Raw genomic sequence first — 14982 nt, 5'->3', positions numbered from 1 at the left:
TGTGCGAGTCAAGATAATTGACTCGCGCACTTTTAAAATTTCTTTCCGTTTTTCTTGATTCTGTTTTCTCGCTTGTGATCTGCCCTCGTGCGATTGTATTCCATCTTTTCGATGATAGCACCGGATAGGTCATAACCCATAGCCCCGGCCAAATCGAAAATACGAATGGTCGCGTCAGCCAATTCAACCTCTGCCATTGCTCGATGAGGTAATTTGTCATCCGGCAAATCTTTACGGAAACCTTCAAATGATTCTGTTATTTCCGAATGTATCAACGCAATACGTGTCGGAAACATATCATTTTGCTTTTCGGAAGAAAAAGGCACTCCATCCAAATCGGAATGCCAACCAGCTTCTTTGTTGCGCTTATAACATAGATCTTGGAACCGTGACAAGGCTTCGCGTAATGTAGATACACCTCGTTGCTCCATACGATCGATCTTTTTTCTCAACGGTTTGGCATGAAGGTTCATATATTCTTCCATAGCATCAACAACGCTTCCCAAATTTATCACTTTAGCCACATACTTGAAAAGCACATCTTCCGGATGGGGAATTACGCCTAGTTCGCGGCTGTAAGCATCGTTTGATTCTTTGCAATCCTTGCAGGTTGTTTCGCTGGGTAGTGCTTTTTCGCAGCATTTACCAGTTTCTTGGGTTAATAATTTCATAGCATTCGTTTGATTAATTCAAGCGTTTCGTTTGTTATCAACTCGGACGGCGTACGCCTGATTAACCGCCATCCGGATGATTGAAGAAGATTGTTTTTGTCCATGTCACGTTTGATTCCGGTCCCCGAGCTGTGGCCGCTATTGCCTTTAGCCCATATGCCACCCTCCTGCTCAATCGCGATTTTCAGGACCCGTCCGTCACTGGCCACGGGTATTGCATAATCGATGCGATAGCGGCGCTCGGTGCTGAAATGGAATTCCGGCCAAACTTCTAAACCCAGCTCCTGCAGTATGAGCATGGTAAATGTGTCTCGCTGCGTTTCTTTGCTTTTAAGATTTCTTGTGTCATCAATCCAACCTGTTTTTACGCCCTTAGAGCGCTTTGTTTTCTTTTCGTGTGTAATGACATCAAAATTTATTGTTCGTTCAACCTGCGCTAAATTTGGCGGCAAAATCGTGTTGTTTCGCTCTTGCCAGCCTCGTTGCTTTAGAGACTTCACTAAACTTGCCCCCCAATTCGATTTCATTTCGCTATATTTGAAGAAACTTAAAGATATGTTCGATAAACCTTATTTGTTGGTGATTGAATTGCGAGAAGGCTTCAACACTCACAACACCTATTCATCACTTCAACAAGCCATTTCCGAACGGGATAAATCCAGCGAAGACGGCCATGATCCGATTTGCATTTACAACCTGAATTCGAAACGATACGAATGGAACGAAGAGGAAGGCCCGCTGTATTACGAAACGATTGCAGAAACAGTGATTTCATCTTACTATCGTTAGTATCTCAGATCCGTCCAGTGAATAATTTGCCCAGTGAAGTCACCGTTGAACCAAGCAAAGAAATCTCCAATGCTATCGAATCCGTCGTTAAGGGCCAGTTGCTTCATTTCGTCGTACCCCATCGGATTCATAAGATTCTTTCCGTTATGCACCATGACCAACGGAAAGTTGGGCGTGTAGCCGGTGTGTATGATTTCAATATCCTGAACGCTCATAACATGCAAAACAGGCATGAACTGGAAACGGTTCTTTGATCTGCTGTTGATCACGAAATGTATCTTGTCCCCCGCTTTCCAACGATTGCCGCCTCGGATGGTGTGAAGCTTTGGATGAGGCTTACTGTTTACCATATCCCAATCCTGCCGCCAATCCCAGGCACGATCGAATTTAGACTTGTACGCTAAATCATAATTCGTGTAGTCAATTTTTTCAACAAGAAGGTTGTCAAAAGCCCCTTGCCAAATCTTTTCGATGAAGTAAGTCGGTTGGCCTGCCATGTTCGCTGGCATCTGTTTCGGCCACCTTTCTGAAAATCCTAAATTCATTATGAGTTTGCTTAGTGTGTAATTCTTGTTGTGGTATTCAGCATGTTATCTTCTATAATCGGGCGAATTGGGCGAAAATTCGATGAAATTGCACATCTCCCGTAGCCGTGATCTTACTCTCGGGCCGTAGAGTTCTTCGATTTCGTCTGCTGCAAGATTGGCGGTAAAATGCGTTTTGTTCTTGTTTCCGGGCAAATCGTAGCGGTTGAGGATGATGTTACCCATGACATCGACTTCATTTCCGAAGTGTTTTTTTGCATTTTCGGTGCCGAGATCGTCGAAACAGTAGCCAATTTCGCTTTGCCCGAAGTTTTGGCGCGGGTAAACTGCAAGAAGATTGGAATATTTATCAATGGCGATATTGCCGCCTTCGGTTTTGTCGGTATATTCTTCGGATACGCGCCTACTGCTTACAATAGCGTACCCATTTGAGGGGTTTACCTGGAATGCCCGCATGATTGTGGTTTTGCCGCAACCGACCGGTCCGACTAGCATGATTCCTTTGTTGAGGGAGTATTGGCCATTTTCTTCAAACCGGGGATCTTCGGAAAAGTAATATGACAAAAGCGAAATTATAAACCTGTTGTATTCGTTGAGCTTAAAATCAGATTGAATCGTTTTTACGGATTTCTCAAACCAAAAATACATTTGTTCCGAATCGAATCTAGGATATTCAACAGGGGCATTCACTTTGTCCCAATATTTTTTTGACTGGATGGCAAAATGCTTTCGTTTCCGGGCAAGTCGTAGTGCTTCGCGTTTTTCTTCATCCGTCAGAATGATGTGATCATAATTTTCCATAACCTTCGCTTCTTGGAGCTGGGTCATGTCGTCTTGCACGATTGTTTTGATTGCTTTTTCCATTTTGATGTGATTTGAATTTTAAATCGTTTTTCTCCCAAGTGACGAGCCTTTTTTTCACCTCGAAAACCTTTTCCATTTCGAAGCGCATTTTCCTTCCACCTTCGTTCATTTCGGTCCAGTATCGATAGAAGGAATTGAGCATCTCTCGGTCGTACTCAGCGATGTATTTTTCTACGGAAATTTTGAAGGATAATTTCCTTTCCTCAATTGATTTTTTTGGGGGTGCGGGCGGATCAAAATCCGCCCCTAAATTTCCCTTTTCTTTTTCTATTATTTCCCTTTCTATTTCCCTTTCTATATTTCGTGTATTTCCGGCGCCGGAAATTGAATTTAAGTCAACGGAAATTACATTTTCGGCATATAAGTGGCGGCATATATCCGAAAGCGTCAACGAATTGGATGTACGTTTTCTGTAGGCATCTTTTATGCTTTCCATGAAGACTTCTGACCAGATAATCCGGTGCTCCCAAAGCGTTTTATTGATGGCTCCGAGCTTGGATAAATCAGTGATAATTGCTTCCAAACTATCGACATCTACACGGCATTTCGAGGCCAAAAACATGGTGTCGATTTCTTCATTCAGATTTAGGTAATGATCGGATGTACGGGCCAGCGACTCGAGTATTTTATACCATGTGGCATACCCGTCGTTGCCGTATTTAGCCTCGATGAATTGTATCTTTTTCCCGTCACCTATGTAATGCGGAAAATAGTCTACGGTGTTCTTTTTTGGTCTACCAGCCATGTGACATTGTAAAAAATACAAATGATACTAATAGTATAATTTCAAAGCAAAAGGATAGCCGTATATCGGATGATATAGCGTGCGAAATCAGGGGGATGATGTAAAGATAATTATTTAAATTCAGCATCCAAAGCAAAGTCTAATTTGTCCAAATTCCTATCTATCATCTGCTTTATCCGAAAGCGCCTGTCGCGCAGATCGGTGGTGTCGAGTCCCTTGGATTTAAGAAACTCGATCATGGCGGTACAGGCTTCCATTTCGCCGTATAGGTACCGATTGACCATTGATATGTGTTCATAGCTTTCCATTAGATATGTATCGCATTGTTGATGATATGCATTAACCTTGATTTGTAGAAGAAACTTTCTTTGCTTCCATTGGGCCACCATTTGCCGTTGACACGAATCCTGAATAACCTTTCCGAATTTTTCTTGTTGGGCTTATCGAAGTCGGTGGCACGGAATAACTCAATCTTATTGGACTTATTTTTGCCCTCATATCTAAGCAACATGGTTAAAACAGGCTTTCTTTTCTCTGACATTATCAATAACTTATGAATCAAAAAGATGATCGTTTTTATTACAGCTGCGGATAGAGCCCAAACTAATTCAATAAAGCCAACCCGATTGTTTCCATCCAGTTTTTAGGCACATCGGGTTGAACACTGTTGCCAATGAACTTCTTTTGATCAGATTGGTTTCCTACCAATATATAGTCACCGGGGAACCCCTGAATTAGTAATAACTCCAGTACCTTTAACATACGCATTTTGACGTCTGATATGTTGTACAGAAACATGAATTCAATAATCTTCAACCTGATAGACATTTCACCTTTGCCTTCTAAAATATAGGCCCAATCATCATCATTCAGGAATTTCGGCGCGTCGAACACCAACATTGGAGATTCATCAACCTCCATCAAGTAAAGAGGCGCTTTATCTTGCCGGGCAACGATTACCGGGCATGGCACATCGGTTCCCATGGTATGTCCTCCGTGTGACGGATTGACAATGTAATAGTGTCGGCGGCTGGCCAGCAACGGCGGTGCGGGTTCGTCAATGGATTTGCCAATGTTCCCGTAGTTTGGATTCAGGATAAAGGGAATAGCCTCCACCTTGTTCATCTTTGGTACAGGCATGACCGCACCGGCTGGAAGGTCTACTGACGAATGTTGGCCCCCATTGGTGAAATTTCTATCGAGCCAAACAGCATGTACCTTTTGGTGCTTATCATTAGCCATAACAACGCCGGCCGGCCGATCTATTCCTTGATGATTTGCCGGGCTATTGTATGTTTTATCGAGCCAAACCACCTGGGCTTTGGTAAACCGATCTTTCGTTGTAAGTGTACCTGCAGGTTCGTCAACTGACTGGATGTTGTAGCCGTTTCCGTAGTATTTTGCTAGAAAAGCGGTTTTGACCAAGGCAAGCTTATCGCGGGTCACCAAGGTCGGGCATGATTTATTTACATCGGCACATTTGGATGAGTGGTTGTAGTTCACCATAAAAACAGGCTGCACTAAGGATTGATTGGCAGAGGTGGTAATAGTACCAGCTGGGCCATTTGTCGAAATCACCTTACCTTCGGGCTTTCCTGAAAAATATTTTGATATAAAACTGCACTGTACTTTCGCGTGGGTATTGGCTGTAAGAAGTGACCTGCACGGCCGATCTAATGGGGTGTTTCGTGATTCAGGATTTCCCGAGTTGTAGGTAGAAAGAAAAGCATCCTTACCCCCGGCAACGTACTTAATTAGTCCTGCGTATATTCGTTCCAGTGTGCGAGGGGAAAGCGGTATATTCCTGTCAAATATGCTCTTACCTTCATCTTCAAAATCCAACACATCCCTCACAGGCATCCACTTCTTTAATCCAGCGCCGAACAAGCCTTCTTTTTTTGGATTCCTAGCATGGGTAGGTTGCGGCCAAACAATTGGTAATCCCGGCTTAGCAAAACAACCGAAAAGACGATTTCTAGCCGTGTATGCGCCGAAGTCGGCGCTATTCAGTTCCCGCCAATCATCACGGTAACCGTGATTGTTTATCGATTCTCTCCACCTTAGCCAGTCGGATCCACTGCGGCGGCTAACGGGCTTTCCGTTCTTATCGAGCGGTCCCCAGCTCATGAACTCAACTACATTTTCGATTTGGACGTAGTCAGGATTCAGCGCGGTAATATATCGATGGAGATGGTCGGCAAGTGTTCGACTATCGGCGTCACGGGGCTGGCCACCCTTTGCCTTGCTGAAATTTGTACACTCCAATGATGCCCAAAGCAAAATTTTGGCTTTCGGGTAGGCTTTGCGGTAATCGTTGATTAGTTCAACCAAAGGCCCTAATTCTAGGGTTCTGATATCTTCCTCAAAGTGAACAACGTCAGGATGATTTTTCCAGTGGCTTTCCAGGGCTTTGGGATCGTGATTTACACAAGCGGCAATAATTGCTATCTGCTTACCTTTTAGCCTTGCTTTCGCGAATCCTGTAGTGACGCCACCGGCCCCGCAAAATAGGTCAATAACTATGAATTGAATATCGTCAGGGTTAGAAACGATTTGGATTTTGGGTTTTGTTCCTGTTATAAAGAGGTTTATCATTTTGATGAATTTTAGATTTATACATTTAATACTATTTGTATAATTTTACAGTAAATCAAAAAGCGTGGGGACGCTTAATTTGTACTCCAATGCTTTCAGGTAGAAAAGCCCGTCATCGTAATAATCGGGATTTAGTTCAGCTGATACTGCTTTCCTCCCGAGCTTCAACGCCTGATGGGCTGTGCTGAATAAACCCCCGAACGGATCGTCGATTAAATCACCTTCGTTAGTGAACCTATAGATTAGCCGATCGATGATATCCAGCTGCAGGGGACAAATATGCTTCTCCCTTTTTCGGTTTGCCTGATTGGCATTTAGGGTGTTCATTCTGTTGATATCTGTCCAAACGAGGTCATTACTGCTTGTTGGCGGAATGGTCATAAACAATTTGGATAGCCGGTCAACTGTAGCCAAATCTTCACAAACCCTCAAATGCTCTTGGAAGTTGTATATATGTTCCTTATCGTATTTTTTCCAAGCATTGTAAACGAACTTCATGTCGTACTTACTTAGCTCATCGAACGAAAGGAAGCGGTCGCCCGATGACTTCCAATACGCATGCGCATCAAGCTGCCATAGGCTCAACAGGTATTCATCAATTGTTTTTACAACCGGGTCATCTGCGTAGGCGTTGTCAGATGATGAAGGTTCTTTGCGGAATAGGTAGATGTATTCGGGTAGCCCCACTCCCATCTTGGTGGCATCCTTTCGCTGTTCGCCCCATGTCAGCCGATATGTCTGATTGTTTTCGCGGACAACATCGGTAGTGATGGTTATCTTGCCAACAAGATGAAAGCCGTGTTTCCTGAAATGATAAGATACGTCAGCGCTAAAATCGTCGATAGTTGTAAAGCCAGTGCCGTTTTGATAACTGTAACGGATCCTGTCTTTGATGTGGACGGCCGCGATACGCCCCGGCTTGAGTGTTCTCAAAAGATGGGGCGTAAGGTAATCCATTTGCTCAAAGAACTTGCCATTACCGAAGTTATGGCCGAAATCGTTGTAATTATCGCTGTACTCGTAATGATCCCCAAAAGGTATTGAGGTGAGGACCATGCCTGTGCTGTTGTCCGGCATATCCTTATGCACGTTGACTGTGTCATCGTTGTAAACGGTGGCTTCGCCTACGGTGGCCGTTCGCCTGTTATTGAAGAGTTGTCGTTTCATGTCTGATTTGATTTTGTCGCTGTTTAGGCCGTATTCTCGTACGATGTTCACCATCTCGGTTTGTAGTTCGATGTGGTTTGCCCATTTCATTTTGAGCTTCTTGAGCACATCCCGTTCATTCTGTGTTAGGATAACCCAAACGTTCACCTCTTTCGTTTGCCCGAACCTGTAGCAACGGTGAATAGCCTGGATGAAGTCATTGAACTTGTAATCGATGCCGACGAAAATCATATTATTGCAGGCGTGCTGCATATTACATCCGGATCCTGCGATTTTAGGCTTGGTGGAAAGAATCGAATATTCGCCGTTCGAAAAGCTGATCAATAAATCTTCCTTTTCCTTGTTAGTTTGGGAGCCATAGACAGATTTCAATTGGGTACCTTTGAATCTCCGCTCGATTTCCGCACGCTCACTCTCCAAATGGTGCCAAATAATCCAGTTGGAAACATCTCCGTTATCGTTCAGGATATCGAAAGCCTTTTGCACCCGTAACGCGACGCTTTCTGACTTTTCTCGGCTGACATCTACAAGGCTTTTGGTGGTATCTTTGAACAAAACCAATTCACCGTCTTTGTTGACGATAGGCCCGTCAACTACGTTAGTCACCTCGACTTCGTGGAGATTCAGCTTGGGAAGGTTGTAACCGGTATCGTCGAATCCCAAGTCGGAAGGCTTATTGATAAATACCGCCCAGGTGGCAACCCACTTCCAAAATTCTTCTTTCTTGTTTTCATACAATGTAAGGTTGCCAGCCTTTGTACTGTCTCGTTGAAAGAAGCGCGTTAAAGCATGTCCCCGGTCGATCACACCCAGATAATCCGCGTAGTTCAGAATCTCGATGAAGTCATTTGGCGTGGGTGTTGCGGTTGCAACAAACCGATACGGTACGCTTTTGAAATGCTGTAACACGTAATTGGTTGTTTCAGTTTTCAGGTTCCGAAGTATGCTGGCCTCATCGAAAGAAACACCGCCGAATTTGTTCGGGTCGATATCACCTTTCCGTACCCGCTCATAGTTGGTGCAATAGATTTTCGGACCGGGATCGTCTATTCCCTCGATGTAGTTGAGGAAGTTATCAAATTCACTGACATCTTCTATATCATCGGTATCGGTTATGTATTCGATTTCTAGGCCGGTACCCAACATATCATTGTCGCGGCGAAATTCCCCGACAACGGCCAGCGGCATACAGATCAGGAAATGCTTTTTTGTAAGCAATATTACCTGCCTAGCTATTTCCAGCTGGATAACACTTTTGCCTAGCCCGAACGACGCAAAAATAGCGCGTCTGCCGCCTTCTATCGCCCAAGGGACAATTGCCTTTTGGTGTGGCATCAAAGTGTCCGACAGCAAACGCTTATCAATCGTAGCACCGAAGTTTTCAGCAACAACAACCTTGCTTTCTAAGAACTCGATATAATTCATAATGTAATCCTTTCGATAGCTATGCTGGTTTCCTGATTTATAAGCCAGTGGCCGTTGTGTTGTTTCCAATTGCTGACCATATATTCCCATACTACGAAGTCATGCTGTTGAAGCTCCTGAATATCTTCTAACGTAAACCAGTTGAAAAGTTCATTCAGCGTTTTTGTTGCAGACAGCCAGCCAACGCAATCATTGTCAAATGGCATCTGCAGATCACTGTTTAGGCAGAACTTGAATTTTCGGTGAATCAATCCCGTGAAGTTTCCATGCTTGTCGTACCATAAACCTTGCTTGGTATAAAGGTGGCCAACACGGTAGAAAAGATTCAGGCTTGATTTATCCATTTTGATTCCCATTTCAAATCCCCCTATTTTCAAATTTCCGACTATACCACTCTTTTACCTCTTTGTCGGTTTTTGACGTGTAAACCCATGTAGTTGCGTTGATCCGAACTTTACGCTTGCCACTGATCGTATCGCGGTTATCGAATATCTTCTGTCCGTCTAAAACCTTAGCGATTCCTTTGCCTAGTTTCTCTGAATTGTCGTGTCTCATTATACAAGTTATACTATTAGTATTATTTTTGATTAAATAGATTGGCTAAATCGTCTACGATGCTAACGTCTGTCAAATCTTCATTGCCTGTCACGGTGTTGGCGATCTCACGTTTCGTTTGGATAAGCTTGTAGTTCCATTCGTCAATTGTTGCCCTACCCAGGAAGTACGTACACATGACATTTGAATGTTGTCCCATTCGGTAAAGCCGATCTTCCGCTTGGTCCATAATGGCGGCGTGCCAACCGAATTCGATAAAGCAAACCTGCGTAGCTACGTCCTGCAATCCGTCCACTCCTACCCCTCCTGCTTTCAGGTTTAACACGATCAGATCAACGTTCGGGTTATTCTTGAAAGCGTCCACCGAAGCTTGCTTCTGTGTTGCGTTTTCCGCTCCGGTAAGCCTTACCGACCGCGGGAACTTTTCCTGTACAGCCCTGACGATATCAGTGAGGTTACAGAAAACAACAATCTTTTGACCACCGTCTATAACATCTTTAATAAAGTCGAATGCGTCTTTGAGCTTGCCACGGGCAGAAATGTTTTTCAGGATACCGATACGCACCATCACCTCGCCTTTCATCGACTTCTTTATTTGATCGTCGCTGGCATCCTTGTATTGCTTCATGTAGCTTTCAAGATCGGCTTGCGCGTGATTGTATTCTTTGCGCGCCGATTCGTTGAGATCACACAAAACTACTTGCCTCGATTTATCAGGCAGATACTTCTTCACTTCCGGATCCGTTTTATTCCTGCGATAAAAGCAACTGACATTTAGCTTGTAGTTCAGCTCCTTCAGATTACTGGCTTCATTCGGGCCTGAACAATACCTTTCTTCAAACGCCTTGTAGCCACCGAAATCGGGCAACCGGTCCAATATACCCAATTGTGAAATCAAATCTTTTGGCTTATTGATTACCGGGGTTCCTGTCAGCAAAAGAATGGTTTCCTTCCCCGTGCAAACGCCTTTCGTGAATTTTGTAGCCTGTGTCGACAATGCTTTGACGCGATGGCTTTCATCAACAATTACTGCTTTGAAGAAATTGAGATACTTTTCTTTGAAATGGATGTGGTAAATCCGGAGCGGCTTCTTACGCCCGTTTTTATCCTTGCCGGGGTCATCGATATGATCAACGAAATACTTCTTTAAACTTTCGTAGTTGACGATGAAGAATTGGGCCAACCCCGTTCGGTAGAACTCAGGGAAGGTGTTTTTTACGCTGTCTGCCATAATTATGGCCTTTTTGTGAACCGTCTTTTCAATCTCACGCTTCCAGTTCTCCTTTACGGCTGACGGGCATATTACAAGACAGGGATAAACTGGTTTTCCCAACACGTGCAGACCTTCAACGGAGGCGATAGCTTGCATGGTTTTCCCAAGCCCCATATCATCACCCATGATTAACCTTTGCTTTGATATGGTGTAAGCAACGCCCGGGCGTTGGTATGGTCGTAAATCCCGTTTTAGTGGGATGTTTATATCCAGCTCGGGCAACGGTGGTATTTCCATCGAAAATTGAGGTTCTTCCACGTGCTTCACTCCAAAGGTAAGATTGAATTTCTTGCAGAATCTTACCACTTCATCGCGGTGTTTAGCAGGTACAAACCAAACCTTTTCGTTGAAATCAAACCGACGTTCTGGCAATTCTTTGATAGCCTGTACGACCTTCGGGTTATACTTAAAATCTATTCTGAAATTTGCACCTATGTGCAGAGCGCTTCCTATACTCATGAATTAAAGTAATTTCGGGGTAAAACCGCCTTGAATGGTACCAGGTACAGGGAGCATGATATCACCAGCGTTGTCGTGATCTTGACTGAATCGGGATAATATTTTGCGTATTTCCTGATACCAATTTTTCTTGTAGTTATCTGATACTTCTGATGTTCGGATGGTGAGATGGTAGCCACCTCGCGTCTCAACCCATTGTATTGCTCGTGTGTTTACTGATTCGTAGACTGCCATAAATAAATCGTTCGGCATTGGCTTAGGAATATCGAAATCAAACGACACGAACACGCTTCGGCTTTTAGCCTTCTGGATTTCACTCATGACCTCTTGGTACGGATGGAATCCGTTGTAGGGCTGTAGTGCCAAATCAAGAAGTTTTCGGACACTAGAAGTGTTTGCCTTGATAAACGACCTTGGATTAATAGTTATGTAAAGCGCCAGCGCTTCTTGTGGTACAACCAAATCCTTTTGTTTATAAGAGCCTAAAGGACACTCAAGTTGACGGATTTTATCAAACAGTCTCTCTTTGTTGGATGTAAACCGTTTCAGTTGCGCTTTGTCGCTACGTATGTGCGGTAGTACATTAGACGAATCCCTCACGTATTTGCTTCTAGCAAACAGGCAGCAATAGAACGTTTCGTGAAGTTCCAAATCCGGAAGCCACTCTATGAACGCCCGCAGCGCGGATTCGTTGGTTATAATTTGGTAATTCATGATCTAATAAATTGGTTTTGGTAATTCAACTAGAGGTCGCCAGTGGGTGAAGTATTCTAGCCAAATAGCTATACAATTATCCCCACCGGTGAATGACCATTCTTCAATGTTACCGGATTTACCTAAAACAGTATAAATGCAGTTTCCCCGCGGAAGAGAATCCAGCCCATCGATACGGTTCCAACCGTTGTTACTATTTATTCCACGCAATGATTTTGGACGCCATTTTATAGGATCGTGTCGGATGTGATCACGTACGACATCTATATCTGTATTATCGTCATGGACGTACATAATAAATAATGTACACCATCCCGTTGTATTGACGTCACTTTTCACCGTCTCCCAAAGATCACCGTACGCCTCGCGTATGGCTTTTTCTTTTGCTTCTTGATTGTTCATCTAAGTAAATATCTGATGTGATAAATTTTGTCGCCCAAAGCCTTGATCTTCGTTTTTGTCAAACCGGTATAAGCTAGCTCAACAGCTTCCAAGGCACGTAAAATGATGGTGCATTCTTCGGTATTGAGTTGCTGCTGTAATTTTTCAAGTGCCACCTCTCGAAATATTTCCGATAGTCGGATTCCTGTTAATTCCCGGCTTTTTTCATGCTTTATCAGCACCTTATATTGAGGATCATCGATCTCTAACAACCCCGGATGTTTTTGAAGAAAGTTTGCCCATGATGAATAACCGTAAGGCACCTCAAATTGGGATAAAAGATTTTCTTCAACGACTTCGTAAATCCTGTGTGGGTATTTTGAATTTAGTACGCTCGTCGCTATCCTTGCAGAGCTCTCGGAATCATAACGCTTTGCATTCTCCTTTAAAAGCGTCCGACCGGGATCGCCGGTACCACCGCAGTAATATTGATCGGGATATATCTTGATTAGGAATGACATAATTTAGTTTCTTGATTGTTCACGAAACACCTCCTATCCTAGTCATCCAAACCAACCCCGCAACAAGGGCAACACACAGAACCGTTATCAGCCCGAAAATAACGACATCAGCGCCACGACGTATCGCGAAAATATCTCCACTTTCCTGGTCGAAATAAGTTTGACACGGCTTATCTGACACCTTTATATAACTCCTGAACTGTGGGTACGAATCCTTTGAAGGTTCGCCAAAGGGTACCCACTGGCCGTCACTGGAAACTTCTTGGATTAACTCCCAATCCCACGGTGCAAGTATAGCGCCGTCATCGTGGTTGTTAATGACAGGATATCCATTGCCGGTAATCACAGCAAATCTTCGGTCACATGTAATCCGGAAATCTGTGTACCCAAATCCATTGGATATCAACAGCGGTTTATGATTTTTCATTAGCCAAAAATTAGTGACAGCAAAAAGGCAGCTGCAACGATGATCAACGATATTACAGTGTCATATACCGTCCGCTTTGGGTCGGAATTTTTGTTTTGTTGTATAAGCGGCGCATATTCGATATGCGGCCGCTTAAAAGTGTTCTTACCCCTCATACTTTTTATACCATTTGTATAATTTTATCAGAAATCAACAGCCTTTTCAGGCACCAACACGATACTATCAGTGAGCTTTGTTGAAGGATGCTTGACCGCTATGAAGGCGCGGTAATACTTTCCGATGGATTCGGCTTGTACGGCACCGGCTATTACATCGGCCTCGATATGCTCATATACATAAGCTCCGCCGTTTTGGAATTGGATAAAGAAATGTCCGTCTTCGTTGTAGCCAAAGAAAGCTACGTTGCTAGACGGCTTTTGATGAATGGTGAAGTCTGCAAAGCGATCATCTACCTGATAATCCACTCCATTGATGTTTACTGTTTTCATGATTGTTTGTCGTTTACGAAGTCACTATAAAAATTATTGATGCAGCTTTGAATCCTATCCATCAATCCGCGTATGACCTTTCCCTTGGAAAATTCGTCGTGTTCGCGAAACTTAACGCTAGGGAAATGTACCGTGAACAGAAATTCTGATCCATCCTTATCCCATCCACCTAAGTTCTTGCTATTTTCACCGGACTTTTGACCATAAGACAAATACGCATCTTCAACTTCCTCTAGTGCCTTTGGTTCAACATGATTTTTTTTCCATATTTCAAGGTCAAGAATTTGAGTGGCAATACTTTCACTAAAGAATGGTACCGCCTCGGGCTTTAGTCTGTACTTTTTCATTTTATTTGTTTTTGGTTATATGTGACAATCATAAATTGAAATCAATGTATCTTCGGGAAGCGAATCAATAAGCTTATTAAATTCCTCATCCCAATCGCCTCTGTCCCTCTCGTTACTAACAATTCCCCACCAACCCATTTCGCCTCGTTCACTCCATTTTCCATCCTTCAAAACAGAAAATGGCGTCATAGCTTCGTTAGCTGCCTTATCCGCATACTCCTCAAGGGAAATTTGAAAGTCATCGAGATTCAAAAATGCTAGCTCCCGAAAAGCTAGTTTGTCGGAATTACGGATTTCATTCAACCTCTTTATGGCGATTTGGTCGTGATAGATGAATCTCTTTTCATCGATTGTTTTGGTCTCGTCTGCCAACAGGTCTTTCCACTTAAATTCTAGGGTTGGTATCTCGCCACCGAAAAAACTTGCTATTCTATTATATTTGTTGATAGCGTCCTGCTTAGCCTCAACCCTCATTCCTTGTGTGTCGATGTCTCGCAAACGAGCTTGATCAACGTAGCCTGGTTTAGCTGTCGGGGTCATTATTCCGGTATCTCCAACTATCCCTTTAGCACCCTTTTTCAGTTTGAAAAATCCTGTCCAACGACCACCCAGCAGATACCAATCCCATTTTGCATTGGGGTTTTCCCAATAACCATACGTACCGTCCTCATTGCGCTCGTTACCGCAATAGTCAGACATATATTGCTCGAAAGTGGGGTACAATACACTAACAGGGACTTCTTTTTCTGTCCATCCCTTTGGACACATGTATTTTGAACCTTCCAATAATCCACCCGCAACGCGAAACTGATCATTATACTTTGAGAATAGTTTTCCTTCAGGAGAAACAAATACGGTTGTCTCGTCAGTCGAGTAGGATTCTCTATGTTCGGCCTCGACATCATTGAATTTCAAATATTCTTTTGGGCAGTTGCCCATGTTGTTTTCCTGATAAGGTGCTAATTGTTTTTCTGGGTCATTTCCAATGACCATTACTGTGAAATGTGACATAATTG

General features: G+C 43.4%; 20 protein-coding genes. 1 reads left to right on the top strand and 19 read right to left on the bottom strand.

Translation table 11 applies throughout. The features are described from left to right. Positions 1-32: 32 nt before the first annotated feature. Both BMZ56_RS25905 and BMZ56_RS24170 read right to left on the bottom strand, forming a co-directional pair. Entirely contained in the window at positions 33-671 is a 639-nt protein-coding gene (locus BMZ56_RS25905) for a nucleoside triphosphate pyrophosphohydrolase family protein (RefSeq protein WP_218146660.1), read from the bottom strand. Continuing rightward, complete coding sequence (locus tag BMZ56_RS24170) at positions 668-1198, bottom strand: putative endonuclease domain-containing protein (RefSeq protein WP_090632130.1); 531 nt, start codon at positions 1196-1198, stop codon at positions 668-670. Before BMZ56_RS24170 ends, BMZ56_RS25905 begins: the two co-directional genes overlap by 4 nt. A gap of 10 nt (positions 1199-1208) precedes the next feature. Between BMZ56_RS24170 and BMZ56_RS24165 the strand changes: the two genes are divergently transcribed. Beyond that, the gene (locus BMZ56_RS24165) at positions 1209-1460 is read left to right on the top strand and encodes a hypothetical protein (RefSeq protein WP_143073017.1); all 252 of its coding nucleotides are present in this window, start codon (positions 1209-1211) and stop codon (positions 1458-1460) included. On the opposite strand, the gene BMZ56_RS24160 is transcribed toward BMZ56_RS24165, so the two are convergent. The 17 genes from BMZ56_RS24160 to BMZ56_RS24080 all read right to left on the bottom strand — a co-directional run bounded on the left by BMZ56_RS24160 (position 1457) and on the right by BMZ56_RS24080 (position 14977). Continuing rightward, positions 1457-2005 (bottom strand): hypothetical protein, encoded by a 549-nt coding sequence (locus BMZ56_RS24160; RefSeq protein WP_104443736.1) that lies wholly within the window; start codon positions 2003-2005, stop codon positions 1457-1459. The two genes, BMZ56_RS24165 and BMZ56_RS24160, sit on opposite strands and share 4 nt — an antisense overlap. Before the next feature lie 45 nt (positions 2006-2050). Next, positions 2051-2806 (bottom strand): P-loop NTPase family protein, encoded by a 756-nt coding sequence (locus BMZ56_RS24155; RefSeq protein ID WP_090632121.1) that lies wholly within the window; start codon positions 2804-2806, stop codon positions 2051-2053. Next, the gene (locus BMZ56_RS24150) at positions 2793-3614 is read right to left on the bottom strand and encodes a DUF4373 domain-containing protein (RefSeq protein WP_090632120.1); all 822 of its coding nucleotides are present in this window, start codon (positions 3612-3614) and stop codon (positions 2793-2795) included. The genes BMZ56_RS24155 and BMZ56_RS24150 overlap by 14 nt, the downstream gene beginning before the upstream one ends. Before the next feature lie 110 nt (positions 3615-3724). Next, positions 3725-3922, bottom strand: coding sequence for a hypothetical protein (locus BMZ56_RS24145; RefSeq protein ID WP_090632116.1), 198 nt, complete (start codon positions 3920-3922; stop codon positions 3725-3727). Next, positions 3922-4155 (bottom strand): hypothetical protein, encoded by a 234-nt coding sequence (locus BMZ56_RS24140; protein ID WP_090632114.1) that lies wholly within the window; start codon positions 4153-4155, stop codon positions 3922-3924. Before BMZ56_RS24140 ends, BMZ56_RS24145 begins: the two co-directional genes overlap by 1 nt. A 62-nt stretch (positions 4156-4217) precedes the next feature. Further along, positions 4218-6209, bottom strand: a complete 1992-nt coding sequence (locus BMZ56_RS24135) for a DNA cytosine methyltransferase (RefSeq protein ID WP_090632111.1) — start codon at positions 6207-6209, stop codon at positions 4218-4220. A gap of 45 nt (positions 6210-6254) precedes the next feature. After that, positions 6255-8801: a DNA methyltransferase gene (locus tag BMZ56_RS24130; protein ID WP_177195295.1), complete on the bottom strand. Its 2547-nt coding sequence runs from the start codon at positions 8799-8801 to the stop codon at positions 6255-6257. Beyond that, positions 8798-9145: a hypothetical protein gene (locus tag BMZ56_RS24125; protein ID WP_143073016.1), complete on the bottom strand. Its 348-nt coding sequence runs from the start codon at positions 9143-9145 to the stop codon at positions 8798-8800. Before BMZ56_RS24125 ends, BMZ56_RS24130 begins: the two co-directional genes overlap by 4 nt. Before the next feature lie 13 nt (positions 9146-9158). After that, a complete protein-coding gene (locus tag BMZ56_RS24120) occupies positions 9159-9356 on the bottom strand; it encodes a hypothetical protein (RefSeq protein WP_090632104.1) in 198 nt (65 codons plus the stop codon). 22 nt (positions 9357-9378) lie between these two features. Beyond that, positions 9379-11088 (bottom strand): DEAD/DEAH box helicase, encoded by a 1710-nt coding sequence (locus tag BMZ56_RS24115; RefSeq protein ID WP_218146659.1) that lies wholly within the window; start codon positions 11086-11088, stop codon positions 9379-9381. 3 nt (positions 11089-11091) lie between these two features. Next, positions 11092-11802: a hypothetical protein gene (locus BMZ56_RS24110; RefSeq protein ID WP_090632101.1), complete on the bottom strand. Its 711-nt coding sequence runs from the start codon at positions 11800-11802 to the stop codon at positions 11092-11094. 3 nt (positions 11803-11805) lie between these two features. Beyond that, positions 11806-12204: a hypothetical protein gene (locus BMZ56_RS24105; protein ID WP_090632099.1), complete on the bottom strand. Its 399-nt coding sequence runs from the start codon at positions 12202-12204 to the stop codon at positions 11806-11808. Beyond that, positions 12201-12704 (bottom strand): hypothetical protein, encoded by a 504-nt coding sequence (locus tag BMZ56_RS24100; protein ID WP_090632096.1) that lies wholly within the window; start codon positions 12702-12704, stop codon positions 12201-12203. The genes BMZ56_RS24105 and BMZ56_RS24100 overlap by 4 nt, the downstream gene beginning before the upstream one ends. A gap of 19 nt (positions 12705-12723) precedes the next feature. After that, positions 12724-13131: a hypothetical protein gene (locus tag BMZ56_RS24095; RefSeq protein ID WP_090632093.1), complete on the bottom strand. Its 408-nt coding sequence runs from the start codon at positions 13129-13131 to the stop codon at positions 12724-12726. Positions 13132-13313: 182 nt separating this feature from the next. Continuing rightward, positions 13314-13619: a KTSC domain-containing protein gene (locus BMZ56_RS24090; protein ID WP_090632091.1), complete on the bottom strand. Its 306-nt coding sequence runs from the start codon at positions 13617-13619 to the stop codon at positions 13314-13316. Continuing rightward, positions 13616-13966, bottom strand: a complete 351-nt coding sequence (locus tag BMZ56_RS24085; RefSeq protein WP_090632088.1) for a hypothetical protein — start codon at positions 13964-13966, stop codon at positions 13616-13618. Before BMZ56_RS24085 ends, BMZ56_RS24090 begins: the two co-directional genes overlap by 4 nt. Before the next feature lie 15 nt (positions 13967-13981). Then, positions 13982-14977 (bottom strand): hypothetical protein, encoded by a 996-nt coding sequence (locus tag BMZ56_RS24080; protein ID WP_090632085.1) that lies wholly within the window; start codon positions 14975-14977, stop codon positions 13982-13984. Positions 14978-14982 lie beyond the last annotated feature (5 nt).

It is taken from the genome of Parapedobacter indicus (genome assembly GCF_900113765.1).
Classification (GTDB): Bacteria; Bacteroidota; Bacteroidia; order Sphingobacteriales; family Sphingobacteriaceae; genus Parapedobacter; species Parapedobacter indicus.
This window is presented reverse-complemented; position numbering and strand designations above follow the sequence as displayed.

Coding starts and splice junctions, on each gene's coding strand:
- BMZ56_RS24125 (WP_143073016.1), bottom strand. CDS start 9,145: ATGGATAAATCAAGCCTGAATCTTTTCTACCGTGTTGGCCACCTTTAT.
- BMZ56_RS24130 (WP_177195295.1), bottom strand. CDS start 8,801: ATGAATTATATCGAGTTCTTAGAAAGCAAGGTTGTTGTTGCTGAAAAC.
- BMZ56_RS24140 (WP_090632114.1), bottom strand. CDS start 4,155: ATGTCAGAGAAAAGAAAGCCTGTTTTAACCATGTTGCTTAGATATGAG.
- BMZ56_RS24135 (WP_090632111.1), bottom strand. CDS start 6,209: ATGATAAACCTCTTTATAACAGGAACAAAACCCAAAATCCAAATCGTT.
- BMZ56_RS24085 (WP_090632088.1), bottom strand. CDS start 13,966: ATGAAAAAGTACAGACTAAAGCCCGAGGCGGTACCATTCTTTAGTGAA.
- BMZ56_RS24090 (WP_090632091.1), bottom strand. CDS start 13,619: ATGAAAACAGTAAACATCAATGGAGTGGATTATCAGGTAGATGATCGC.
- BMZ56_RS24105 (WP_090632099.1), bottom strand. CDS start 12,204: ATGAACAATCAAGAAGCAAAAGAAAAAGCCATACGCGAGGCGTACGGT.
- BMZ56_RS24170 (WP_090632130.1), bottom strand. CDS start 1,198: ATGAAATCGAATTGGGGGGCAAGTTTAGTGAAGTCTCTAAAGCAACGA.
- BMZ56_RS24160 (WP_104443736.1), bottom strand. CDS start 2,005: ATGAATTTAGGATTTTCAGAAAGGTGGCCGAAACAGATGCCAGCGAAC.
- BMZ56_RS24110 (WP_090632101.1), bottom strand. CDS start 11,802: ATGAATTACCAAATTATAACCAACGAATCCGCGCTGCGGGCGTTCATA.
- BMZ56_RS24145 (WP_090632116.1), bottom strand. CDS start 3,922: ATGGAAAGCTATGAACACATATCAATGGTCAATCGGTACCTATACGGC.
- BMZ56_RS25905 (WP_218146660.1), bottom strand. CDS start 671: ATGAAATTATTAACCCAAGAAACTGGTAAATGCTGCGAAAAAGCACTA.
- BMZ56_RS24155 (WP_090632121.1), bottom strand. CDS start 2,806: ATGGAAAATTATGATCACATCATTCTGACGGATGAAGAAAAACGCGAA.
- BMZ56_RS24095 (WP_090632093.1), bottom strand. CDS start 13,131: ATGAAAAATCATAAACCGCTGTTGATATCCAATGGATTTGGGTACACA.
- BMZ56_RS24100 (WP_090632096.1), bottom strand. CDS start 12,704: ATGTCATTCCTAATCAAGATATATCCCGATCAATATTACTGCGGTGGT.
- BMZ56_RS24115 (WP_218146659.1), bottom strand. CDS start 11,088: ATGAGTATAGGAAGCGCTCTGCACATAGGTGCAAATTTCAGAATAGAT.
- BMZ56_RS24080 (WP_090632085.1), bottom strand. CDS start 14,977: ATGTCACATTTCACAGTAATGGTCATTGGAAATGACCCAGAAAAACAA.
- BMZ56_RS24120 (WP_090632104.1), bottom strand. CDS start 9,356: ATGAGACACGACAATTCAGAGAAACTAGGCAAAGGAATCGCTAAGGTT.
- BMZ56_RS24150 (WP_090632120.1), bottom strand. CDS start 3,614: ATGGCTGGTAGACCAAAAAAGAACACCGTAGACTATTTTCCGCATTAC.